Consider the following 18,196-nt stretch of genomic DNA (forward strand, 5'->3'; position numbering starts at 1 on the left):
CAGCAACACTGTTGAAATGTCAAAAAAATTAGATTCGTATTTACCTAATCATCCAAATCTACATAAAGTAATGCCCCAAGATATTCTTTGTGAAGAAGGGCGATGTAAGATTATCGATGAACAATATGGAGGTCTCTATAATGGAGGGGGTCACTTATCATATGCTGGAGCTCGAGTTATATTGGGTAAAATTTTCCATAATATCAATCGAACATAAAACTCGTTGTACGCACATGGACAATGAGCAATAAAGAGAGGCAGGCATACCAGCCTCTCTTGATTTGTTCTAAGAAGCTTTAGGGAAGAAGCGTGTCATCAATAAGTAACTACATCAGAGCCGTAAACACGCAGTATTTTCCATGCATTAATCGCATCCCAAAGGATATCCCTGCAGTTGAACGTAAAGTGATTATTGGGTAAAGTGTAAGAATAAAAGGCTTTCTTTGAGGTTAGTTGCCTCTATTTTTACAATTTTTTAAAACTGTAAAAATAAGGTGCGGTGGTTAGTGTTGGTTTTCTTTATGGAAGTAGGTTTATCAATGGTTTGGCGGTTAACTTACCTATCACTCACCCAGTGAGAATTTTACCTTTACTACCGTTCTAATCCAATTGCTTATTAAGATACATCGAGCTTGCTAAGGTTAGTGCCAAGGCAAGCTTTTTTTTGGGCTCAGTTTGGCTGAGGTTAACTCTTAAACACCAACTTAGGTTGGTTAGTGCGCACCTGTAAATTCAATTGCAATAATGTCTGCGCTCCCGCGATGCCATCGTCGGTGAGGGTTTGTTGCTGTTGGAACCGTTTTAAACTTTGCTCAAGTTGAGCGTCAAAGGTATCCGTGACATGAGTTTGCTCGGGGTCTAGCATCGCCAAGCTTTCACTTAACCAAGCAACAGCAGGGCCCTGATCGCCACGCTTCAACGGACCATCAAAGTGTAAAGGGGCTTTCCAGAGTAAGGTTAATTCACCCTGCCAATGGCGCATAAACCACTCTTCACTCACTCGAATATGCTGGCCTGCAATTAGCAGCTCCACACCACGATATATTTTAGCGAGGGTGACGTAATATTCCTGCTGATCGCCATCAAGCATTTTCACCACCACGGGATGGTTCATTTTTTTGAGTTGTCCCATGTCAGCATTATTGGCTTTAATACAATGCAATCCGACAATACTACCTGTGTGGCAATCGGCTCGTTCCGCAGGTAACGAATAGCCCCAGATTTGGTAAAGGCTTTGCATCGCGGGGGCCATATTACGACTTTGGCTAATCAGCTTGTTAAGAAAGTCATGCTGTTGGCCCTGATGGTATTGCTTTGAGTGTAAATTGATTGAGTTCCCCTCGGCTTGCACATCGGCTTCACCGCTCACAGCTCTGGCCTTGAATGAGGATTGGGTATGCCATGGTGGTAAAAACCAAGAATTGTGGCTGAGTTGGGCCAATGCTGGCTGATGGTTTACATTGGGAGTTAAACCAATAACGGCAGCGCCTATCACCAAGCCAAAGGCTACGGCGGCAAAGGCTTCTCGGTAGGGCTCCAATAACTGGCGCCAAGCGCTTTGATGTTGAATGCCTTGTAGTTCATTGGCGACTTGGCGCACCATGCGGGCAGAAACCTGATGTTTGCCTTGAGCAAAGGCGGCTAACATTGACTGATCACAAATTAGGTTGATGAGCCGCGGCACGCCATTACTGTGTAATTGCAGCTCCTTCAAGGCCATACGACTAAAAACCTTGAGTCGACAACCAGCAACCCCTAAGCGGTGTTTTACGTATTGGCAAACATCCTGATAATTTAGCGGCAGTAAATGATAACGAGTATTGATGCCCTGCGCTAAAGTCAGTAATGATTCTTGACGTAGGAGTGCCAAAAGTTCGGGCTGGCCGATTAAAACCACTTTTAGCAATTTTTGCCCTTGATACTCTATTTGAGTCAGTAGTTTTAACAGTTCCAGCGACAGTGGGGTCAGTAATTGAGCCTCATCGATCAGCAAGACAGAATGCCTGCCATGTTGATGATTGTGATTTAAATATTCGGTAAGTAGTTGATATAAGCGCTTTAGATCATCTTGGCCGGCTTGATAGGGGATGGCAAACTCATCGCAAATGGTTTCGAGCAACTCAATTTCATTGACCGACGGATTAAGAATGTAAGCCAATGCAGTTTGTTCGCTGAGTTGACTAAGCCAAGTTCGGCATACGGTGGTTTTACCCGTGCCCACTTCACCCGTTAGCAGTACAAAGCCTCCAGTACCGCCGGGCAAGCTGTACATCAAGTGCGTGAGCGCTTGCTGATGGCGTTCGCTGAGATAGAAATAATCTGGCGCGGGTACAATAGAAAACGGATTTTCACTGAGCCCAAAAAAGTCAAAATACATCCTAGACCTACATCCTTGAAGTGATACGCGGATCCTTGCGCAAACTAAGTTCAATCAAAACGGAGTGTTATGGTGAGGATTTTACTGAGTTACTAGTGACATTGGAATCATTAGCGTTGAATTGACTTAAATTTGTCCAAACGAAAAAAGAAAACGCCCAGACTTAGCTGGGCATTTTTATCGCTTTTTGCAATAAGCTGAGTAGCAGCTTAGATTAGTTTTCAGGTACCTGAAGGTATTTTTCACGAGTATCTGATTCCGTGATATCTTCGGCTCTAACGCCTAATTGCTCACACGCTTCTTCAAAGCTTACACCACAATGACACATCAAAACGTCGATGGCAGGTAAATATGCATGCATCTTTATATCTCCCTATATGTTACGACTATGTTATGCAGTTTTTTCGTTTCTGTGTATATTCGACTTTAGGATTAGATCGAGAGCACTCAGTCACTCTCTAACTGTAGACCATAATTTAATCACATTTGAAACAATTTGTTATAACAAAATATCGATTTAACTGGTTAGAAATAATAAACCAGTTCAACGCCGATATGATCGTCTTTATCTAAGGCATAAAGAGGATCCGTGCTGATATCACTATGAAATAACCAAGCCTCAATATTTAGCCGCCAGTGTTGACCAAAGCGCGTGCTGCCTTGCAGACGCCCCGAATAACTCATTTGTTCGAGATCCCGAGCTAGGCCTATCAGTACACTGGAGCCGTCTTCATCGTTAAAGGCGAGCCTTGAGCCGATAAATATGTCATTTTGATAAGGCGTGGGGGCATCTAAGCGACGCTGATCCCAGTTATATTCGAGCAGTAAGCCAAGATCATAGCGGGTCTGCGCAAGCCCAACTAGGGTGTATTCAAAGCCGGCGACTAAAGCGCGATAGCTTTGCTGTTGCTCGTTTTTATGTAAGGCTTCCAGTTTCCACAGCCATTCATTAAAGGTGGCTTGCACATCCGCGCTCACTTGCCAGATTTGTTGATAATACGGTTGCAAGGTCGCATTGGGGGCCGGTTGTAAAATAGGGGTGCGATCTGTACCTTTAAAGGTGGCGATCCCCAGATCCCATTCATCCAGCGAGTGACTCCAGCGCAGCGCCCAATCGATATGTTTTTGCTCCGCGGAGGATTGATAACTCGCTGCATCGGCATCAACCACCCAAGGCGTGCGTAAGCGCCCTTTTTTACCCGCGAATGTTCGCTCACGGAAGCCGGGTAGGATAAACGCGTCAATGACCCCCCAATCTTGGATCAAACTTAAATGGGCCATGGGTTGACCGAGTTTTCGATCGCCGTTAACGGTTTCTACTTGGTCGGTTTGGTTAATCACATCGACCAAATGTTGTGACTCGGTGACGCCCCAGTAGATGATGCCTAGGCCTAACTCAAATTCCCAGCTATCTTGCAAGTGAACCCACTTAGCTTGCTGAATATCCCAGTGGCTACGTTCACTATCTAAGCTGTCTAGCCGTGCATAGGGGGTGAAGATAAACGCATCTTGCTGGTCATTCCAAGACCAATAGAGCTCGGGCTCAAAGGTTAGCGAGGTTTGATGATCGCCTTGAGCTGGATATTGGGCATTTGATACAAAGCTGCGCTGCTCAACACTAATTGAGCCTTGTATTTCCATCGCGTGACTGGATGTGACTAGGCCGCCAAAAGCAAGCGCAATTAATAACAGGGCTTTCATATGGGCTCCTTGTGCCATAATTCGAGAGCCAAGGGCTGGCGTCAATCCGTTACCAACGCCTTGGCTGAGATGAATGATTAACGTGCGCGCTTTAGCTTGCTTTGATTAAAGTCGGCATCGGTTAACCCTGTGTTGAAGCGATACTCCTTGAAAATCAGCTGGGTTGACTTACCTGTTTGATGGTTGTCCACAACCATTTTGTTGGCACGCCAAAAGGTTTTGCTTTCACCCGTTGGGGTATCGACTTGATAGGCTTGGTAGTCACTGAACACTAAGGTTTTAAGCAGTGCTGACTTGCGATCATAGTACTGAGTTTTCAGGACGCGATACTCTTGTTGATCGATCCAGCTCACCAGTTTGCTATAGCCTGAGTACTCATCATTAGGAATATTTTCTATCACCCAGGTTTTTTGCCCTGCCAAGTCTTCATCTTTTAGGTAGCGATAGCGGTACTTTGGCACTTCAAACGAGCTTAAATCTTCATAAGCAAATTCGCTGCCCATAAACGGGCCTGATTTGTTGCGTGATGAGATGCGTTTGACTCGTTTTAGCGCCGGTAAATATAACCATTGGTCATCGGCGCTGTTGACGTGAGAAAAGCTTAAAAATGCAGTGCCTTTCACATCCAGTGGGGTGTCAAAAATACTCAATGACTTGTCGCCATCACCTGCCACTTCAAGGTTTTTCATTCTTAGTTCGCGCGAACTAGTTTGCCCTTGACCATTGGTTAATTGCATTTCAAGGCTGGCTTCGCTGTTTTGCCATCCCGTATCCCTTGCTTTACGCTCTTGCATAATGGTTAGGCCACGGCTTTCATCTGCCGAGGCTGCTTGTTCAGCGTTCGCTAGCGTTGCAAAGCCCAGCAAACTCGCACCATAAAATAAAGTAGCGCCGTAAAATAAGGTTGTCATGGTTGGTTTCATTGTCATTCCTTGGTCGTCAATTAAGCTTGGGGAGCCACCGTGGTGTTGATTGGCTCGGATTGGGTCGAGGTGGTGTTAACCACTGCGGGTGCACGGTCAAACACCAGTAAAAAGGCGGGCAGTATGAGTAGATCAATCACCAGTGCAATAAACACGACAATACTGGTTAATAAGCCCATATCAGCATTCAAGGCAAAGTTTGATTGCGTGAGTACGGCAAAACCGACACAGATAACTAAGGTCGTGATCAATAATGCTCGGCCCACATTGTTAAAGGCGTAGATAACGGCTTGCTCACTTGATTGGCCACGCTTGCGGGCATGCTGGTACTTGCTTAAAAAGTGCACCGTATCATCAACCACTATGCCTAGGGTCAGGCTAGAGACGATGGATAGGGCGAGATTGATTTCTCCACTGACTAGCGACCACAAACCAAAGCCCGCTAATCCCGGCAAAATATTAGGTAACAAACTAATAAAACCTAATTGCCAAGAGCGCAGTGCAAATCCCAACAGGGCTGAAATTAGTACTAAGGCAAACGCGGTTCCCATCAACATACTCGACATGTTGCGCTCTCCCACATGGGCAAACATCGAGCTGGTACTCGAAATGGCTACCTTGATATTGGGTGCTTGAGCACTAAACCAGTCGCTGACGCGTTGCTCGAGAGCAAGAATTTCATTACTACCTAGGTTTTGAAATGTTGCTACAACCCGAGTGGCTGATTTGTCTATGTTGATTTGGTTATTGAGATCAAGTCCATATGGCAAGCTCATCTCATACATCAATAGATATTGTGCAGCCAATTCTTGTTGCAGTGGTAACCGATACTGAGCGGGATCATCACCATGCATGTTTTTATTTAACCTTGCTACGGTGTCACTGAGAGAGCTGACATGATCCGTTTCGGGTTGTTCACGTAACCAAGTGGTGAATGCGGCTAAATCGGCTAAAAACTCAGGATGATTAATGCCATTACTCTGGCCACTATCTAGGCTGAATTCTAACGTGGTCATGCCAGAGATATGCTGCGCCATAAAATCCGAGTCTTGGCGAAAGGTGGTGTCGGTGCTGAAGTATTTTAATGAATCATCATTAACTTGATTATTAGGTACTTGAGAGGCCAGCCCCGCAACCAATAATAAGCCGCAAACCAAGATAGGCTTTTGTTTTGCGATCACCCAGTTGGCAAATCGTGTCATGGCGTTAGACGGTGCGTGTGTATTGCCTACCTTGATAGGCATCAGGCTGAGCAAGGCAGGTAATAGGGTAACCGAGAATAAAAAGGCGAACAGCATACCCACGGCCACCAAGTTACCTAGGTCGCGCAATGGTGGTGAATCAGAAAAGTTAAGTGACAAGAAACCGATGGCGGTAGTTGCGCTGGTGATAAACACCGGCTTAAAGTTAAGCTCCAAACTCGTATAGATAGCTTGTTGTTTAGTTTGGCCATTGCGCATGGCTAATAACATGCTGCTAATAATATGTACGCAGTCTGCCACCGCTAAGGTCATCACTATAGTAGGCACGTTGACTGTGGGGGTGGTGAGTGCAATACCAAGCCAACCCGAGATACCCAAGGTTGCCGCTATGGTTGCAATAATCACGGCGAGGGAAGCAAGGGTGCTTAAAACCGAGCGCAGTAATACGGCTAGCATAATTAAAATCAGCAAGAACATAGCTGGTACTAAGGTGCTGGAGTCTTGTTGCGCGTAGGTTGCAAAGGCATCATTGAGCATGACCAAGCCAGATAAACGAATTTCAGTATCAGGATATAATTGGTGAAACTGAGCTTGCAGCTGCTTGGCAAAGTTAGCCACGGCAGGGCCCTCGGTTAAGGGATCAATTTCTGGCAACTGTACGGTCACGTTGATAATGCTGACATCGCCAGCTTTACCTACCAGTTTGTCCACTAAATTCGGTTCGGTTAGGGCGACATGACGGATCTGGTTGATCTTGGCTTGATCTAGGGATTCAGGATCTAGTAACAAGTCTTCGACAAGTAGATCATCGCTATCGGCTTGGGTGTGTTGATAGTTTGTAATGGAATCCACTCGAGTTGAATATGGCGTTTGCCACGCCGCTTCGGTCATCTGATGGATTTGATTTAGCGTGTCAGGGCTAAAAACATTGCCCGATTTGGGCGCAATGATAAAACTAACCGAGTCAGATTTACTGTAGACATTTTGCATTTGTTCAAATGCTTGTAGCTGTGGGTTATCGGCGCCAAAAAAGACCCGATAGTCTCCATCAAAGAAAAGTTTACTGGTACCATAACCAAGGCTAACAACGACTAGCATGGCCATAAGTAAACTGACTATCGGGCGCTGAACTACCCAATACTGCCAGCTACTGGGGGTGACTGAGCCTAATTTTTGCATCATTCCCTCGCAAAGATGTTTGCTATATGTGACATTTCGGCAATAAATGACGAATCGTCATGTGTAGTACTAAAAAAACCAGCAACAAGTGACTCGCACCCTTTACTGGCGTTTGATGTTAGCTGTGTTTAGACAGCTGTGCTAATTCATCTGCAAATATCTCTTTGGCTATCCGTTGCCAACTGGCCCGATAATCAAAGTCCCAAGAGTAGGGTTGCCACTGCAAGCCATCGAGTACGATAGAAGCATTGGTCAACACCGCCGAGTCAATATCAATGCGCTCCAGACAAGGAGTAGGTGTTGAATTTCGCAATATGGTTACCGAGCCAAAGCTCATTGCCCAAATTGCAAAGGTGATCTGATATAGGTTGTCCTGGTAACGGCGACTGAGTTCACCTTTGTCCATTGCAACTTCTATCATGCCTTTCAACATTTGCACCATTTCGTCTTCGGTTTCCGACAGCACTTTTATCCGCGCTGGCGATGCTTTTTCAAACACCGCAGGACTCATCGCGCGCAATGACACCATCGTCAGGGTTGGGTAGCACAAGGTGAACAGCTCATAACCAAAGCTAAGAGCTAAGATAGCTTCTCGGCTATTGCCTTGAAATTGAGCCAGCTTACCAAACATACTGCGTTGTACCCGCAACCCTCTCGCGCACAGGGCACACCATAAATCTTCTTTACTCGAAAAATGGTTATACACTGTCCCCTTAGAGTATTCTGAACGCGCTGTTAACTTATCCATCGTCAGTTGAGCAAAACCATGTTGCTCAATGATCTCGATAGCTAAATCAAGCAGTAACTCTTCGCGCTCGGCCACTTCACGGGCTTTTCGGGTTTGTGTTGTCATAATTTACTACGCTGTAATGATCATGACCTTATTATACCTGTTTGATTCAGGTGAACCACGATCAGTAACAAATTCCCAAGATATGACCAAAAGACATTTATTGACGAATCGTCATTAATTTAGTTTTAGTTAATCTTGGTGTCAATTTTTATTTTCAATTTATATAGTAAAAAATTCTACTGAGTTACTAAATCAAAGGGTGAGATTGGTAAACTAGTCTGCTTTGGTACTGTTTTTGATAGTGGGATAACTATGCCTCGCATCCGCGTCGCACCTAACAGCCTACAAATTTTGCTCAACAAGCATGTTGAAGTGGTTTTGGGAGGCGAAAAAAAACGGGCATCGTCATCAATGCCCGTTTCAAGTTTGCAGTCAGACTAAGTTGGCTCAGTCTTCGTTAATAGAGCCTATTTTGTGAATACTTAAGTCTGCACCATGGAATTCATCTTCTTGATCCATGCGTAACCCTACGGTTTTTGCTAACACGCCGTAGACTATGATGCCACCTAATACGGCGACTAAAATACCCGCTAAGGTGCCAATCAGTTGAGCTGCCATGCTAACGCCGCCAAGACCACCTAGGGCTTCGCTACCAAAGATACCAGCCGCAATACCACCCCATGCGCCACACACACCGTGCAGTGGCCAAACACCTAATACATCATCCAGTTTCATGCGGTTTTGCAGGTAGGTAAATAGCACCACAAATAAACCACCGGCTACGCCGCCTGTGATTAATGCGCCAATTGGGTGCATTAAATCTGAGCCGGCACACACTGCGACTAAGCCTGCTAAAGGACCATTGTGAATGAAGCCGGGGTCGTTCTTACCCATTAATAGCGACACGATAATACCACCGACCATGGCCATCAATGAATTCACTGCGACTAGCCCTGAAATGCCATCCATGGTTTGGGCCGACATGACGTTAAAACCAAACCAGCCGACGGTTAAGATCCACGCGCCAAGAGCAAGAAATGGGATGTTAGATGGCGCAAACGCAACCAGTTTGCCATTACGGTAGCGACCGTTACGTATGCCTAAAAATAACACGGCTACTAGGGCTAACCAGCCGCCCACGCCATGCACCACTACCGAGCCTGCAAAATCATGGAAGCCCGCGCCAAAGCTAGCTTCAAGCCAAGCTTGGAAGCCGTAATTGCCATTCCAGATAATGCCTTCAAAAAAGGGATAGACAAAACCGACAATTAACCCCGATGCCGCTAACATAGGGTAAAACTTAGCTCGCTCGGCAATGCCTCCAGAAATAATGGCAGGGATAGCTGCGGCAAACGTCAGTAAGAAAAAGAACTTAACTAAGTCGTAACCGTTGTTTTGAGCTAGCTCGCTCGCTGGAGCTAAGAAAGTGGTGTCGTAAGCAATCCAGTAACCAATAAAGAAGTAAATCACCGCTGAGAAACCAAAGTCAGCAATGATTTTGACTAGGGCGTTGACTTGGTTTTTCTTGCGAACCGTGCCCACTTCAAGAAAAGCAAAACCAGCATGCATGGCTAAAACCATGATGGCACCCAGTAGGATAAAAAGAGTATTCGAACTTTGTACTAAAGTTTCGACTGCGCTATTGATGTTGTCCACGTTCTCTCCCTTGCTCGCTGCCTATGATCTTGTCAATGTCATTTCAGCAGTTATTTAAGCGATATAGTTAATAAGGTACTTAATGGCGCCGAGTGCTACGTCTCACTAACCGTAATTGTGTTGGCTTGTTGTGACGTTCGGTTCACTGGCTGCATCACAAATCATTCCTGTCTATTTGCGATGTGTTTTTATAATAAAGCGGCTAAGCGTTAGCAGGTATCATGCCAATTTAGATGTGAAGCACTTTGAAAGCGCCTTGTTAGTGCGCTTGTTGCATTGTGGGGCGCCTTGGTGGGGCGAAGCAATCTAAATACTAGGCTGTGAATGGCCTGAGTGCACCAATCTGGGGCGATTGGGGCGCGTTATTGCTCTTTTTTGGTGCTTAGGCGTAGGTGGCGGAGCAAGGCCAAGTTTGCTTTCGGCCGCGCTTTACGTGATTATTTTCAGTATAATCATTCGCTGACATTCGATTTAGGCCTTCTTTCATGAATATTTCTCAGCAGCAATCATTGCTTCATTTCAATTCTTTTGCACTTGATGTCAAGGCTCAGCAGTTGGTGACATTTTCTTCGCAAGCACAATTAAGCGAATTCTCTTTAACCGAGGGAGTTCCCTATTTCATTATCGCAGGGGGCAGCAATCTATTATTTTGTGAAGATTTTAAGGGCGTGCTACTCAAACCTGAGTTTACTGGTAAAACGGTGGTTGACGCTGGAGATGCCTGGTTGATCACCGTTGGGGCGGGAGAAAACTGGCATCAATTTGTTACTTGGTGCTTAGCCCAAGGCTATCCGGGGCTGGAAAACCTTGCGCTGATCCCAGGTTGTGTTGGCGCAACGCCAGTGCAAAATATTGGTGCTTATGGAGTTGAGATTAAAGATTTCGTTGAACAGGTGAATGCTTACGATCTGATTAACAAGCAGTGGCGCCAAATGTCGCGTGACGAGTGTGAGTTTGGTTACCGTGATAGCATTTTTAAGCATGCGCTAAAAGATTCCCATTTAATTGTTGAGGTGACTTTTCGATTACCCAAACAATGGCAGCCAGTGACTAGCTATGGTGACTTGAAATCCTTACCTGATTCCGCCACGGCGGACGATATTTTCAATCTGGTTTGCCAGGTTCGTAGCCAAAAATTGCCCGATCCAAACGAATTAGGTAATGCAGGTAGTTTCTTTAAGAATCCGCAAGTGCCCGAAGCTCAAGCCCAAGCATTGGCCATCGCTTATCCCGATATGCCGATTTACGACACCGCAATTGCAGGCCAGAAAAAGCTTGCAGCGGGCTGGCTGATTGACCAATGCGGTCTTAAAGGGCGTAAGGTGGGCGGGGCACAGGTGCATCAACAACAAGCCCTAGTGTTAGTCAATACGGGAACCGCGAGCGCAAAAGATGTCGTGGAGCTGGCTTGGTTAGTTCGCACAAGTGTCGCCGAGCGCTTTGGGGTGTTATTAGAGCATGAAGTGCGTTTTATTGGTGCGCAGGGTGAAACGAATCTCGATGAAATGATGCTGCAATTTGAACAGCAAGCTTTGGCGAGCGAAGCTTAACGCTAGATTGAATATGAATAACCAAATAAGGAAGCAAGGGTGATGGCAAGGGAGCAGGTAAATCGGATCATTCAATTGTTAGCCGACGGTCATTTTTATTCAGGTGAATGGCTCGGAGAGCAGCTTGGCGTCAGCCGCACTTCGGTGAGTAACTATATTAAACAAGCTCAACAGCTGGGTTTGGATATTCACAGCGTTAAAGGCAAGGGCTACAAAATGGCCCACGCCATCGAGTTGCTCGATGTTGCAAAACTGCAGCAGCAATCTGGGCAAGATGAAATAGTGGTGTTTTCAGTGATTGATTCAACCAATCAGTATTTGATGGATAGGTTGGATCAGCTGTCATCGGGGGCGGCTTGCTTGGCGGAGTGTCAAACCGCCGGTCGTGGAAGACGTGGCCGTAAGTGGGTTTCGCCATTTGGTTCACATTTATATTTGTCGATGTTTTGGCAGTTAGAACAAGGCATCGAAGCGGCTATGGGGTTAAGTTTAGCCGCCGGTATTGCAACGGTTAATGCCTTGACCGCCTTAGGTATCACGGGCGCTAAGCTGAAATGGCCCAATGATATTTACGTTAACAATAAGAAGCTGGCGGGTATTTTAGTCGAGATGTCAGCCCAGGCTGCAGGGCCATGTCAATTAGTGATAGGGCTAGGTTTAAATATCAATATGCCAGCGCAGATGGCGACTGAAATTGATCAGCCTTGGTTCGACTTAAAACAAATCGGGGCGCAAGATATCAGCCGTAATACTTTAGCTGCTCATATCCTTACGGCTCTTCGTGTGACATTAGAGTTGTATCAACAACACGGGTTCAAGCCATTTCTAGCAAGATGGCAAGAGCTGGATGCTTTTATCAACCAACCGGTGAATCTTATCATGGGGCCAAAAACCATCAGTGGGATTGCGCGAGGGGTTGATCAACAAGGTGCCTTACTGGTCGAGCAGCACGGCATAATAAAGCCATTTATCGGTGGCGAGATTTCACTGCGCCTAGCAACTTAATTGTTGCAGCTAATGCGCCAACCCTATGTGCAATTGATGAACAAAATAAAGGTGTTGACTCAATCTGGACAGCGATTTTTGTATGAACTTTACCCATTCAGGCATTTTCTCGCATTTTTTCGTGTTTTAGTGTTGCAACCGCGAAAACTATTACATAGAATGCGCCTCACTTAAATGACGCCGACTTAGCTCAGTAGGTAGAGCAACTGACTTGTAATCAGTAGGTCACCAGTTCGATTCCGGTAGTCGGCACCATTTAATCATTTAAGTAATGGGGGGGTTCCCGAGTGGCCAAAGGGAGCAGATTGTAAATCTGCCGCGAAAGCTTCGATGGTTCGAATCCGTCCCCCCCCACCATCTATGGTTTGAAGTCGTTCTAATTGAACAGCTAGAAACATGATGCGGGCATCGTATAATGGCTATTACCTCAGCCTTCCAAGCTGATGATGCGGGTTCGATTCCCGCTGCCCGCTCCAATACAAAATGCTGATATAGCTCAGTTGGTAGAGCACACCCTTGGTAAGGGTGAGGTCGGCAGTTCAACTCTGCCTATCAGCACCACTTTCTAGTACTTTAATCCTTTTAATTATTTGCTAGTGTGAAATCTTTCACCGTATCTGTCTCTGAGGGGCGATCATGTCTAAAGAAAAATTTGAACGTAGTAAGCCTCACGTAAACGTGGGCACTATTGGTCACGTTGACCATGGTAAAACAACTCTAACTGCAGCGATCTCTTCAGTGCTAACTAAGCACTACGGTGGTAATGCAAAAGATTTCGCATCTATCGATAATGCTCCAGAAGAGCGTGAGCGCGGTATTACGATCAATACTTCTCACATCGAGTACGACACTCCTACTCGTCACTACGCACACGTAGACTGTCCAGGACACGCCGATTATGTTAAAAACATGATCACTGGTGCTGCTCAAATGGACGGCGCAATCCTAGTAGTAGCTGCGACAGATGGCCCAATGCCACAAACTCGTGAGCACATCCTACTTTCTCGTCAAGTTGGTGTACCTTACATCATCGTATTCATGAACAAATGTGACATGGTTGACGACGAAGAGCTACTAGAGCTAGTAGAAATGGAAGTTCGTGAACTTCTATCTGAGTACGATTTCCCAGGTGATGACCTACCACTAATCCAAGGTTCTGCGCTTAAAGCACTTGAAGGCGACGAAGCATGGGAAGCGAAAGTACTAGAGCTAGCTGAAGCACTAGACACTTACATCCCAGAGCCAGAGCGTGAAATCGATAAGCCATTCATCATGCCTATCGAAGACGTATTCTCAATCCAAGGTCGTGGTACTGTAGTAACAGGTCGTATCGAAGCTGGTATCGTACGTGTACAAGACGAAGTTGAAATCGTAGGTATCCGCGAGACATCTAAAACAACTTGTACAGGTGTTGAGATGTTCCGTAAGCTACTAGACGAAGGTCGTGCAGGTGAGAACTGTGGTATTCTTCTACGTGGTACTAAGCGTGAAGATGTTGAACGTGGTCAAGTACTAGCTAAGCCTGGTTCAATCACTCCACACACTAAGTTCGAATCAGAAGTATACGTACTATCTAAAGATGAAGGTGGTCGTCACACACCATTCTTCAAAGGTTACCGTCCACAGTTCTACTTCCGTACAACTGACATCACTGGTGCTGTAGAGCTTCCAGAAGGTGTAGAAATGGTAATGCCAGGCGACAACCTTAAGTTTGTTGTTGAGCTAATCGCTCCAGTAGCAATGGACGAAGGTCTACGTTTCGCAATCCGCGAAGGTGGCCGTACAGTTGGTGCTGGTGTTGTTTCTTCAATCATCGAATAAGTTCGATTGATGTGAAACATAAAAAAGGTCGCTTCGGCGGCCTTTTGTGGTAGATAGACCTGTAAAAGGTTTAGTGACGAGATGCTTTACTCAGATCTCGGCCAAGTTTTCTTGGTTACATTTGCATGAAAAAACCCTATACTAGGGCCAAATTAAAGGGGTGTAGTTCCAACGGCAGAACGTCGGATTCCAAATCCGAATGTTGGGAGTTCGAATCTCTCCACCCCTGCCAATTTTTTTGATCTCAGCAGATCAATAAGGTTACCTGTGATATTTACTAGATTCACAGGTCTGATACCTCGCAATGCGGGGCTTTTGCATTTACGAAAAGTGGATTTGGTTGTATGACAACGAGCAATGAAAGTACCAGTAGTTCAATGGATGGACTAAAGTGGTGTACAGTAGCACTACTTTTAGTCGGTGCTGTAGTAGGTAACTATTTCGCAGGTGAGGCTGATACTCACTTTTTAGCACGTGTAGTTGGGGTTATTTTCCTTGTCGTCGCTGCACTGGGTGTGGCAGCAACTACAACTAAAGGTAAAACCTTTATTAGCTTTGCCAAAGAGGCACAAATTGAAGTGCGCAAAGTGGTATGGCCGACGCGTCAAGAAGCGATGCAAACCACTTTTATTGTACTCGCCGTATCTGCTATCACAGCACTGATTTTGTGGGGCCTAGATGGCATCTTTGTTCGTTTAGTGGCGTGGATAACTGGAGCTAGTCTTTAATCATGACTGAGATTGCAGAACAAAAAATGAGATGGTACGTAGTGCAAGCTTTTTCTGGCTATGAAGCACGCGTAAGCAAAACTCTGAAAGAATATATCAAGATGCATGAAATGGAAGACTACTTCGAAGAGGTACTTGTACCGACCGAAGAAGTGGTTGAAATGCGTTCAGGTCAAAAGCGTAAAAGCGAGCGTAAGTTTTTCCCAGGTTATGTATTGGTGAAAATGGTGATGAACGATGATACTTGGCACTTAGTGCGCAGTATTCCTCGTGTTATGGGCTTTATCGGTGGTACTACTGAGCGTCCAGCACCTATTTCACAAAAAGAAGCGGATGCTATCTTAAACCGTCTGCAAGATGCGATTGATAAACCAAGGCCTAAAACCCTGTTTGAGCCGGGTGAAGTGGTACGCGTTACCGACGGCCCGTTTGCTGACTTTAACGGTGTTGTTGAAGAAGTGGATTACGAGAAGAGCCGTGTTAAAGTATCGGTACTGATTTTTGGCCGTTCAACGCCTGTTGATCTAGAGTTTGGTCAAATCGAAAAATCGTAACTAGTGCTGTTAGGCAACTAAATAACGAAACAAATTCAAAGGCCTCTATTTTAGAGGCCTTTTTCGTATCTGCTGCGCTAGCCGTCGGGAGAAGGAGTGAACGACTGAACCTCTGGAAATCGCGATCATACCGTATAGCGAGTACTAAAAAAGCCCATCTTTTTGTTTGTAATTGCTCCATTTTTAACCTAGAATACGCGCTCTTTTATATCTGGCGTTGTTGCATCTGCAGTAACGACAGACAAAGTAGCAAATAAACAATGTGTTATTTGTTTTTGTAATAGGGAAGCGAGTGTTAACACACTGGCGTTATTACCCACCCACGAGGTATTTAAAATGGCTAAAAAAGTCACGGCTTATATCAAGCTACAAGTAGCAGCGGGCGCTGCTAACCCAAGTCCACCAGTTGGTCCTGCGCTAGGTCAACACGGTGTGAACATCATGGAATTCTGTAAAGCGTTTAACGCAAAAACAGATTCTCTTGAGAAAGGTGCTCCAGTACCAGTAGTAATTACTGTATATGCTGACCGTTCTTTCACGTTCGAAACTAAGACTCCACCTGCATCTTTCCTACTTAAGAAAGCGGCTGGTATCAAGTCTGGTTCAGCAGTACCTAACAAAAACAAAGTTGGTACAGTAACTCAAGCACAACTAGAAGAAATCGCAAAAACTAAAGAAGCTGACCTAACTGGTGCTGACTTAGAAGCGATGGTTCGTTGTATCGCTGGATCTGCCCGTTCAATGGGCTTGGTAGTAGAGGGCTAAGACATGGCTAAATTATCTAAGCGCATGCGCGCTATCAAAGAAAAAGTTGACGGTACTAAAGAGTACGAAATCAACGAAGCTATTGCTCTACTACAAGAATTAGCAACTGCTAAATTCGTAGAAAGCGTTGACGCATCTGTAAACCTAGGTATTGATGCTCGTAAATCTGACCAAAACGTTCGTGGTGCAACTGTACTACCGCACGGTACTGGTCGTGAAGTACGCGTAGCAGTATTCACTCAAGGTGCTAACGCTGAAGCAGCTCTTGCTGCTGGCGCTGACATCGTAGGTATGGATGATCTAGCTGCACAAGTTAAAGCTGGCGAAATGAACTTCGACGTTGTTATTGCTTCTCCAGATGCAATGCGTGTTGTTGGTCAATTAGGCCAAATCTTAGGTCCACGTGGCCTAATGCCAAACCCGAAAGTAGGTACTGTAACTCCTGACGTTGCTAACGCAGTTAAAAACGCGAAAGCGGGTCAAGTACGTTACCGTAACGACAAGAATGGTATCATCCATACTACTATCGGTAAGGCTACTTTCTCTCCTGAGCAAATCAAAGAGAACCTTGAGTCACTACTTGTTGCACTGAAGAAAGCTAAGCCTTCTTCTGCAAAAGGTCAGTTCATCAAGAAAGTAACAATTTCTACTACTATGGGCGCAGGCGTGGCTGTTGATCAGTCAACTCTAGTAACCGTAGTAGCATAATTGACAAGGCGTGAAATTGTTGTATAATTTTGCGCCTTGATTTGGAAAGGGCCATTGGTCCCCTCCAAGACCGTTGGTGATATCTTTGTGAGCAACTTAATTCGTTAAATTGACTGCATTGATAGCTTAATTTCCAACGTAGATGGTGTACCGGACCCCAGATAGAATTATTCTGCTGGTTCCGATTTACCGTATTTAGTCCCTCTGCAAAGAGGTTATTTTTCCAGACATATGTCTGGTATGGAATCCAGGAGTAAAGCCAATGGCAATCAGACTCGAAGACAAAAAAGCAATTGTTGCTGAAGTCAACGAAGCTGCCCAGGCTGCCCTATCTGCTGTAGTTGCTGACTCACGTGGCGTTACAGTAGGTAAGATGACTAGTTTACGTGCGCAAGCGCGTGCTGCTGGTGTAACACTACGTGTTGTACGTAATACACTTGCTCGCCGCGCTGTTGAAGGTACTTCTTTTGAGTGTCTACAACAAGTGTTTACTGGTCCTACTTTGATTGCATTCTCTCTAGAGCACCCAGGTGCTGCAGCGCGTCTTCTAAAAGACTTCGCTAAAGAAGAGAAGAAATTCGAAGTTAAAGGGTTAGCCTACGAGGGTGAATTCATCCCTGCAGAGCAAATTGACCGCTTAGCGAAGCTACCAACTTACGACGAAGCTATTGCACAGCTAATGATGACGATGAAAGAAGCGTCTGCTGGCAAACTTGTACGTACTCTGGCTGCACTTCGCGAACAGAAAGAGCAAGAAGCAGCTTAATTAGCTTGCTTATTTTTAAAAATTTCAAAAATTTAGGAAATTTGAGTCATGTCTATCACTAAAGACCAAATCTTAGAAGCAGTTGCAGCGATGACTGTAATGGAAGTTGTTGAACTAGTTGAAGCAATGGAAGAGAAATTCGGCGTATCTGCTGCAGCAGCAGTAGTAGCTGGCGGCGGCGACGCTGGTGCAGCAGCTGAAGAGCAAACAGAATTCACAGTAATTCTTAAGTCTGCTGGTGCTAACAAAGTTGCAGCTATCAAAGCAGTACGTGGCGCTACAGGTCTAGGCCTGAAAGAAGCTAAAGCTGTAGTTGATGGTGCTCCAGCACCAATCAAAGAAGGCGTTGACAAAGCTGAAGCAGAAGCCCTAAAAGCGGCTCTAGAAGAAGCTGGTGCTGAAGTTGAACTTAAGTAATCTATTATTAGATTACTAGTCGATTAGTCGGCTAGAGGCTGGTGCTTTATG

General features: G+C 45.4%; 17 protein-coding genes and 5 tRNA genes. 15 read left to right on the forward strand and 7 right to left on the reverse strand.

Features of this window, described 5'->3' with window-relative positions:
* Positions 1–217, forward strand: a 217-nt coding sequence (locus tag ACK8OT_RS15385; protein WP_410197403.1) for an SGNH hydrolase domain-containing protein, incomplete at its 5' end; no start/stop codon positions are given.
* Positions 218–685: 468 nt separating this feature from the next.
* Here ACK8OT_RS15385 and ACK8OT_RS15390 read toward each other — a convergent pair.
* The 7 genes from ACK8OT_RS15390 to ACK8OT_RS15420 form a co-directional block, all read right to left on the reverse strand.
* Positions 686–2,377 carry an ExeA family protein gene (locus tag ACK8OT_RS15390; protein ID WP_410197404.1) on the reverse strand — a complete coding sequence of 564 codons (1,692 nt, stop codon included), beginning with the start codon at positions 2,375–2,377 and terminating at the stop codon, positions 686–688.
* A 214-nt stretch (positions 2,378–2,591) separates the two neighbouring features.
* The gene (locus tag ACK8OT_RS15395) at positions 2,592–2,738 is read right to left on the reverse strand and encodes a hypothetical protein (RefSeq protein ID WP_410197405.1); all 147 of its coding nucleotides are present in this window, start codon (positions 2,736–2,738) and stop codon (positions 2,592–2,594) included.
* A 164-nt stretch (positions 2,739–2,902) separates the two neighbouring features.
* A complete protein-coding gene (locus tag ACK8OT_RS15400) occupies positions 2,903–4,078 on the reverse strand; it encodes a hypothetical protein (protein ID WP_410197406.1) in 1,176 nt (391 codons plus the stop codon).
* 77 nt (positions 4,079–4,155) lie between these two features.
* Positions 4,156–5,001 (reverse strand): outer membrane lipoprotein-sorting protein, encoded by an 846-nt coding sequence (locus ACK8OT_RS15405; protein WP_410197407.1) that lies wholly within the window; start codon positions 4,999–5,001, stop codon positions 4,156–4,158.
* Positions 5,002–5,021: 20 nt separating this feature from the next.
* Complete coding sequence (locus ACK8OT_RS15410) at positions 5,022–7,385, reverse strand: efflux RND transporter permease subunit (protein WP_410197408.1); 2,364 nt, start codon at positions 7,383–7,385, stop codon at positions 5,022–5,024.
* Between the two features lie 115 nt (positions 7,386–7,500).
* Positions 7,501–8,235, reverse strand: a complete 735-nt coding sequence (locus tag ACK8OT_RS15415) for a TetR/AcrR family transcriptional regulator (RefSeq protein ID WP_410197409.1) — start codon at positions 8,233–8,235, stop codon at positions 7,501–7,503.
* A gap of 387 nt (positions 8,236–8,622) precedes the next feature.
* Positions 8,623–9,831, reverse strand: a complete 1,209-nt coding sequence (locus ACK8OT_RS15420; RefSeq protein WP_410197410.1) for an ammonium transporter — start codon at positions 9,829–9,831, stop codon at positions 8,623–8,625.
* A 485-nt stretch (positions 9,832–10,316) separates the two neighbouring features.
* On the opposite strand from ACK8OT_RS15420, the gene murB reads away from it, so the two are divergent.
* The 14 genes from murB (at position 10,317) to rplL (ending at position 18,145) form a co-directional block, all read left to right on the forward strand.
* On the forward strand, positions 10,317–11,381 hold the full coding sequence (murB, locus tag ACK8OT_RS15425; RefSeq protein ID WP_410197411.1) for a UDP-N-acetylmuramate dehydrogenase: 1,065 nt from the start codon (positions 10,317–10,319) through the stop codon (positions 11,379–11,381).
* 42 nt (positions 11,382–11,423) lie between these two features.
* A complete protein-coding gene (birA, locus tag ACK8OT_RS15430) occupies positions 11,424–12,386 on the forward strand; it encodes a bifunctional biotin--[acetyl-CoA-carboxylase] ligase/biotin operon repressor BirA (RefSeq protein WP_410197412.1) in 963 nt (320 codons plus the stop codon).
* A 179-nt stretch (positions 12,387–12,565) separates the two neighbouring features.
* Positions 12,566–12,641, forward strand: a tRNA-Thr gene (locus tag ACK8OT_RS15435).
* 18 nt (positions 12,642–12,659) lie between these two features.
* Positions 12,660–12,743: transfer RNA gene (locus tag ACK8OT_RS15440), tRNA-Tyr, on the forward strand.
* Between the two features lie 44 nt (positions 12,744–12,787).
* Positions 12,788–12,862 (forward strand) — tRNA-Gly (locus tag ACK8OT_RS15445).
* 9 nt (positions 12,863–12,871) lie between these two features.
* A tRNA-Thr gene (locus ACK8OT_RS15450) sits at positions 12,872–12,947 on the forward strand.
* Between the two features lie 75 nt (positions 12,948–13,022).
* A complete protein-coding gene (gene tuf / locus ACK8OT_RS15455; protein ID WP_410197413.1) occupies positions 13,023–14,207 on the forward strand; it encodes an elongation factor Tu in 1,185 nt (394 codons plus the stop codon).
* Between the two features lie 156 nt (positions 14,208–14,363).
* Positions 14,364–14,439: transfer RNA gene (locus ACK8OT_RS15460), tRNA-Trp, on the forward strand.
* Positions 14,440–14,551: 112 nt separating this feature from the next.
* Positions 14,552–14,935, forward strand: coding sequence for a preprotein translocase subunit SecE (gene secE / locus ACK8OT_RS15465; RefSeq protein ID WP_410197414.1), 384 nt, complete (start codon positions 14,552–14,554; stop codon positions 14,933–14,935).
* 2 nt (positions 14,936–14,937) lie between these two features.
* Positions 14,938–15,489: a transcription termination/antitermination protein NusG gene (nusG, locus tag ACK8OT_RS15470; RefSeq protein WP_410197415.1), complete on the forward strand. Its 552-nt coding sequence runs from the start codon at positions 14,938–14,940 to the stop codon at positions 15,487–15,489.
* Positions 15,490–15,825: 336 nt separating this feature from the next.
* Positions 15,826–16,254 carry a 50S ribosomal protein L11 gene (rplK, locus tag ACK8OT_RS15475; RefSeq protein ID WP_410197416.1) on the forward strand — a complete coding sequence of 143 codons (429 nt, stop codon included), beginning with the start codon at positions 15,826–15,828 and terminating at the stop codon, positions 16,252–16,254.
* 3 nt (positions 16,255–16,257) lie between these two features.
* Entirely contained in the window at positions 16,258–16,962 is a 705-nt protein-coding gene (rplA, locus tag ACK8OT_RS15480) for a 50S ribosomal protein L1 (protein WP_410197417.1), read from the forward strand.
* A gap of 262 nt (positions 16,963–17,224) precedes the next feature.
* Positions 17,225–17,728, forward strand: coding sequence for a 50S ribosomal protein L10 (rplJ, locus tag ACK8OT_RS15485; RefSeq protein ID WP_410197418.1), 504 nt, complete (start codon positions 17,225–17,227; stop codon positions 17,726–17,728).
* A 48-nt stretch (positions 17,729–17,776) separates the two neighbouring features.
* Positions 17,777–18,145 (forward strand): 50S ribosomal protein L7/L12, encoded by a 369-nt coding sequence (rplL, locus tag ACK8OT_RS15490; protein ID WP_410197419.1) that lies wholly within the window; start codon positions 17,777–17,779, stop codon positions 18,143–18,145.
* Positions 18,146–18,196 lie beyond the last annotated feature (51 nt).

Origin of the sequence: Motilimonas thetidivivens, assembly GCF_046452435.1 — a bacterium.
Lineage (GTDB): Bacteria > Pseudomonadota > Gammaproteobacteria > Enterobacterales > CBDFNC01 > Motilimonas.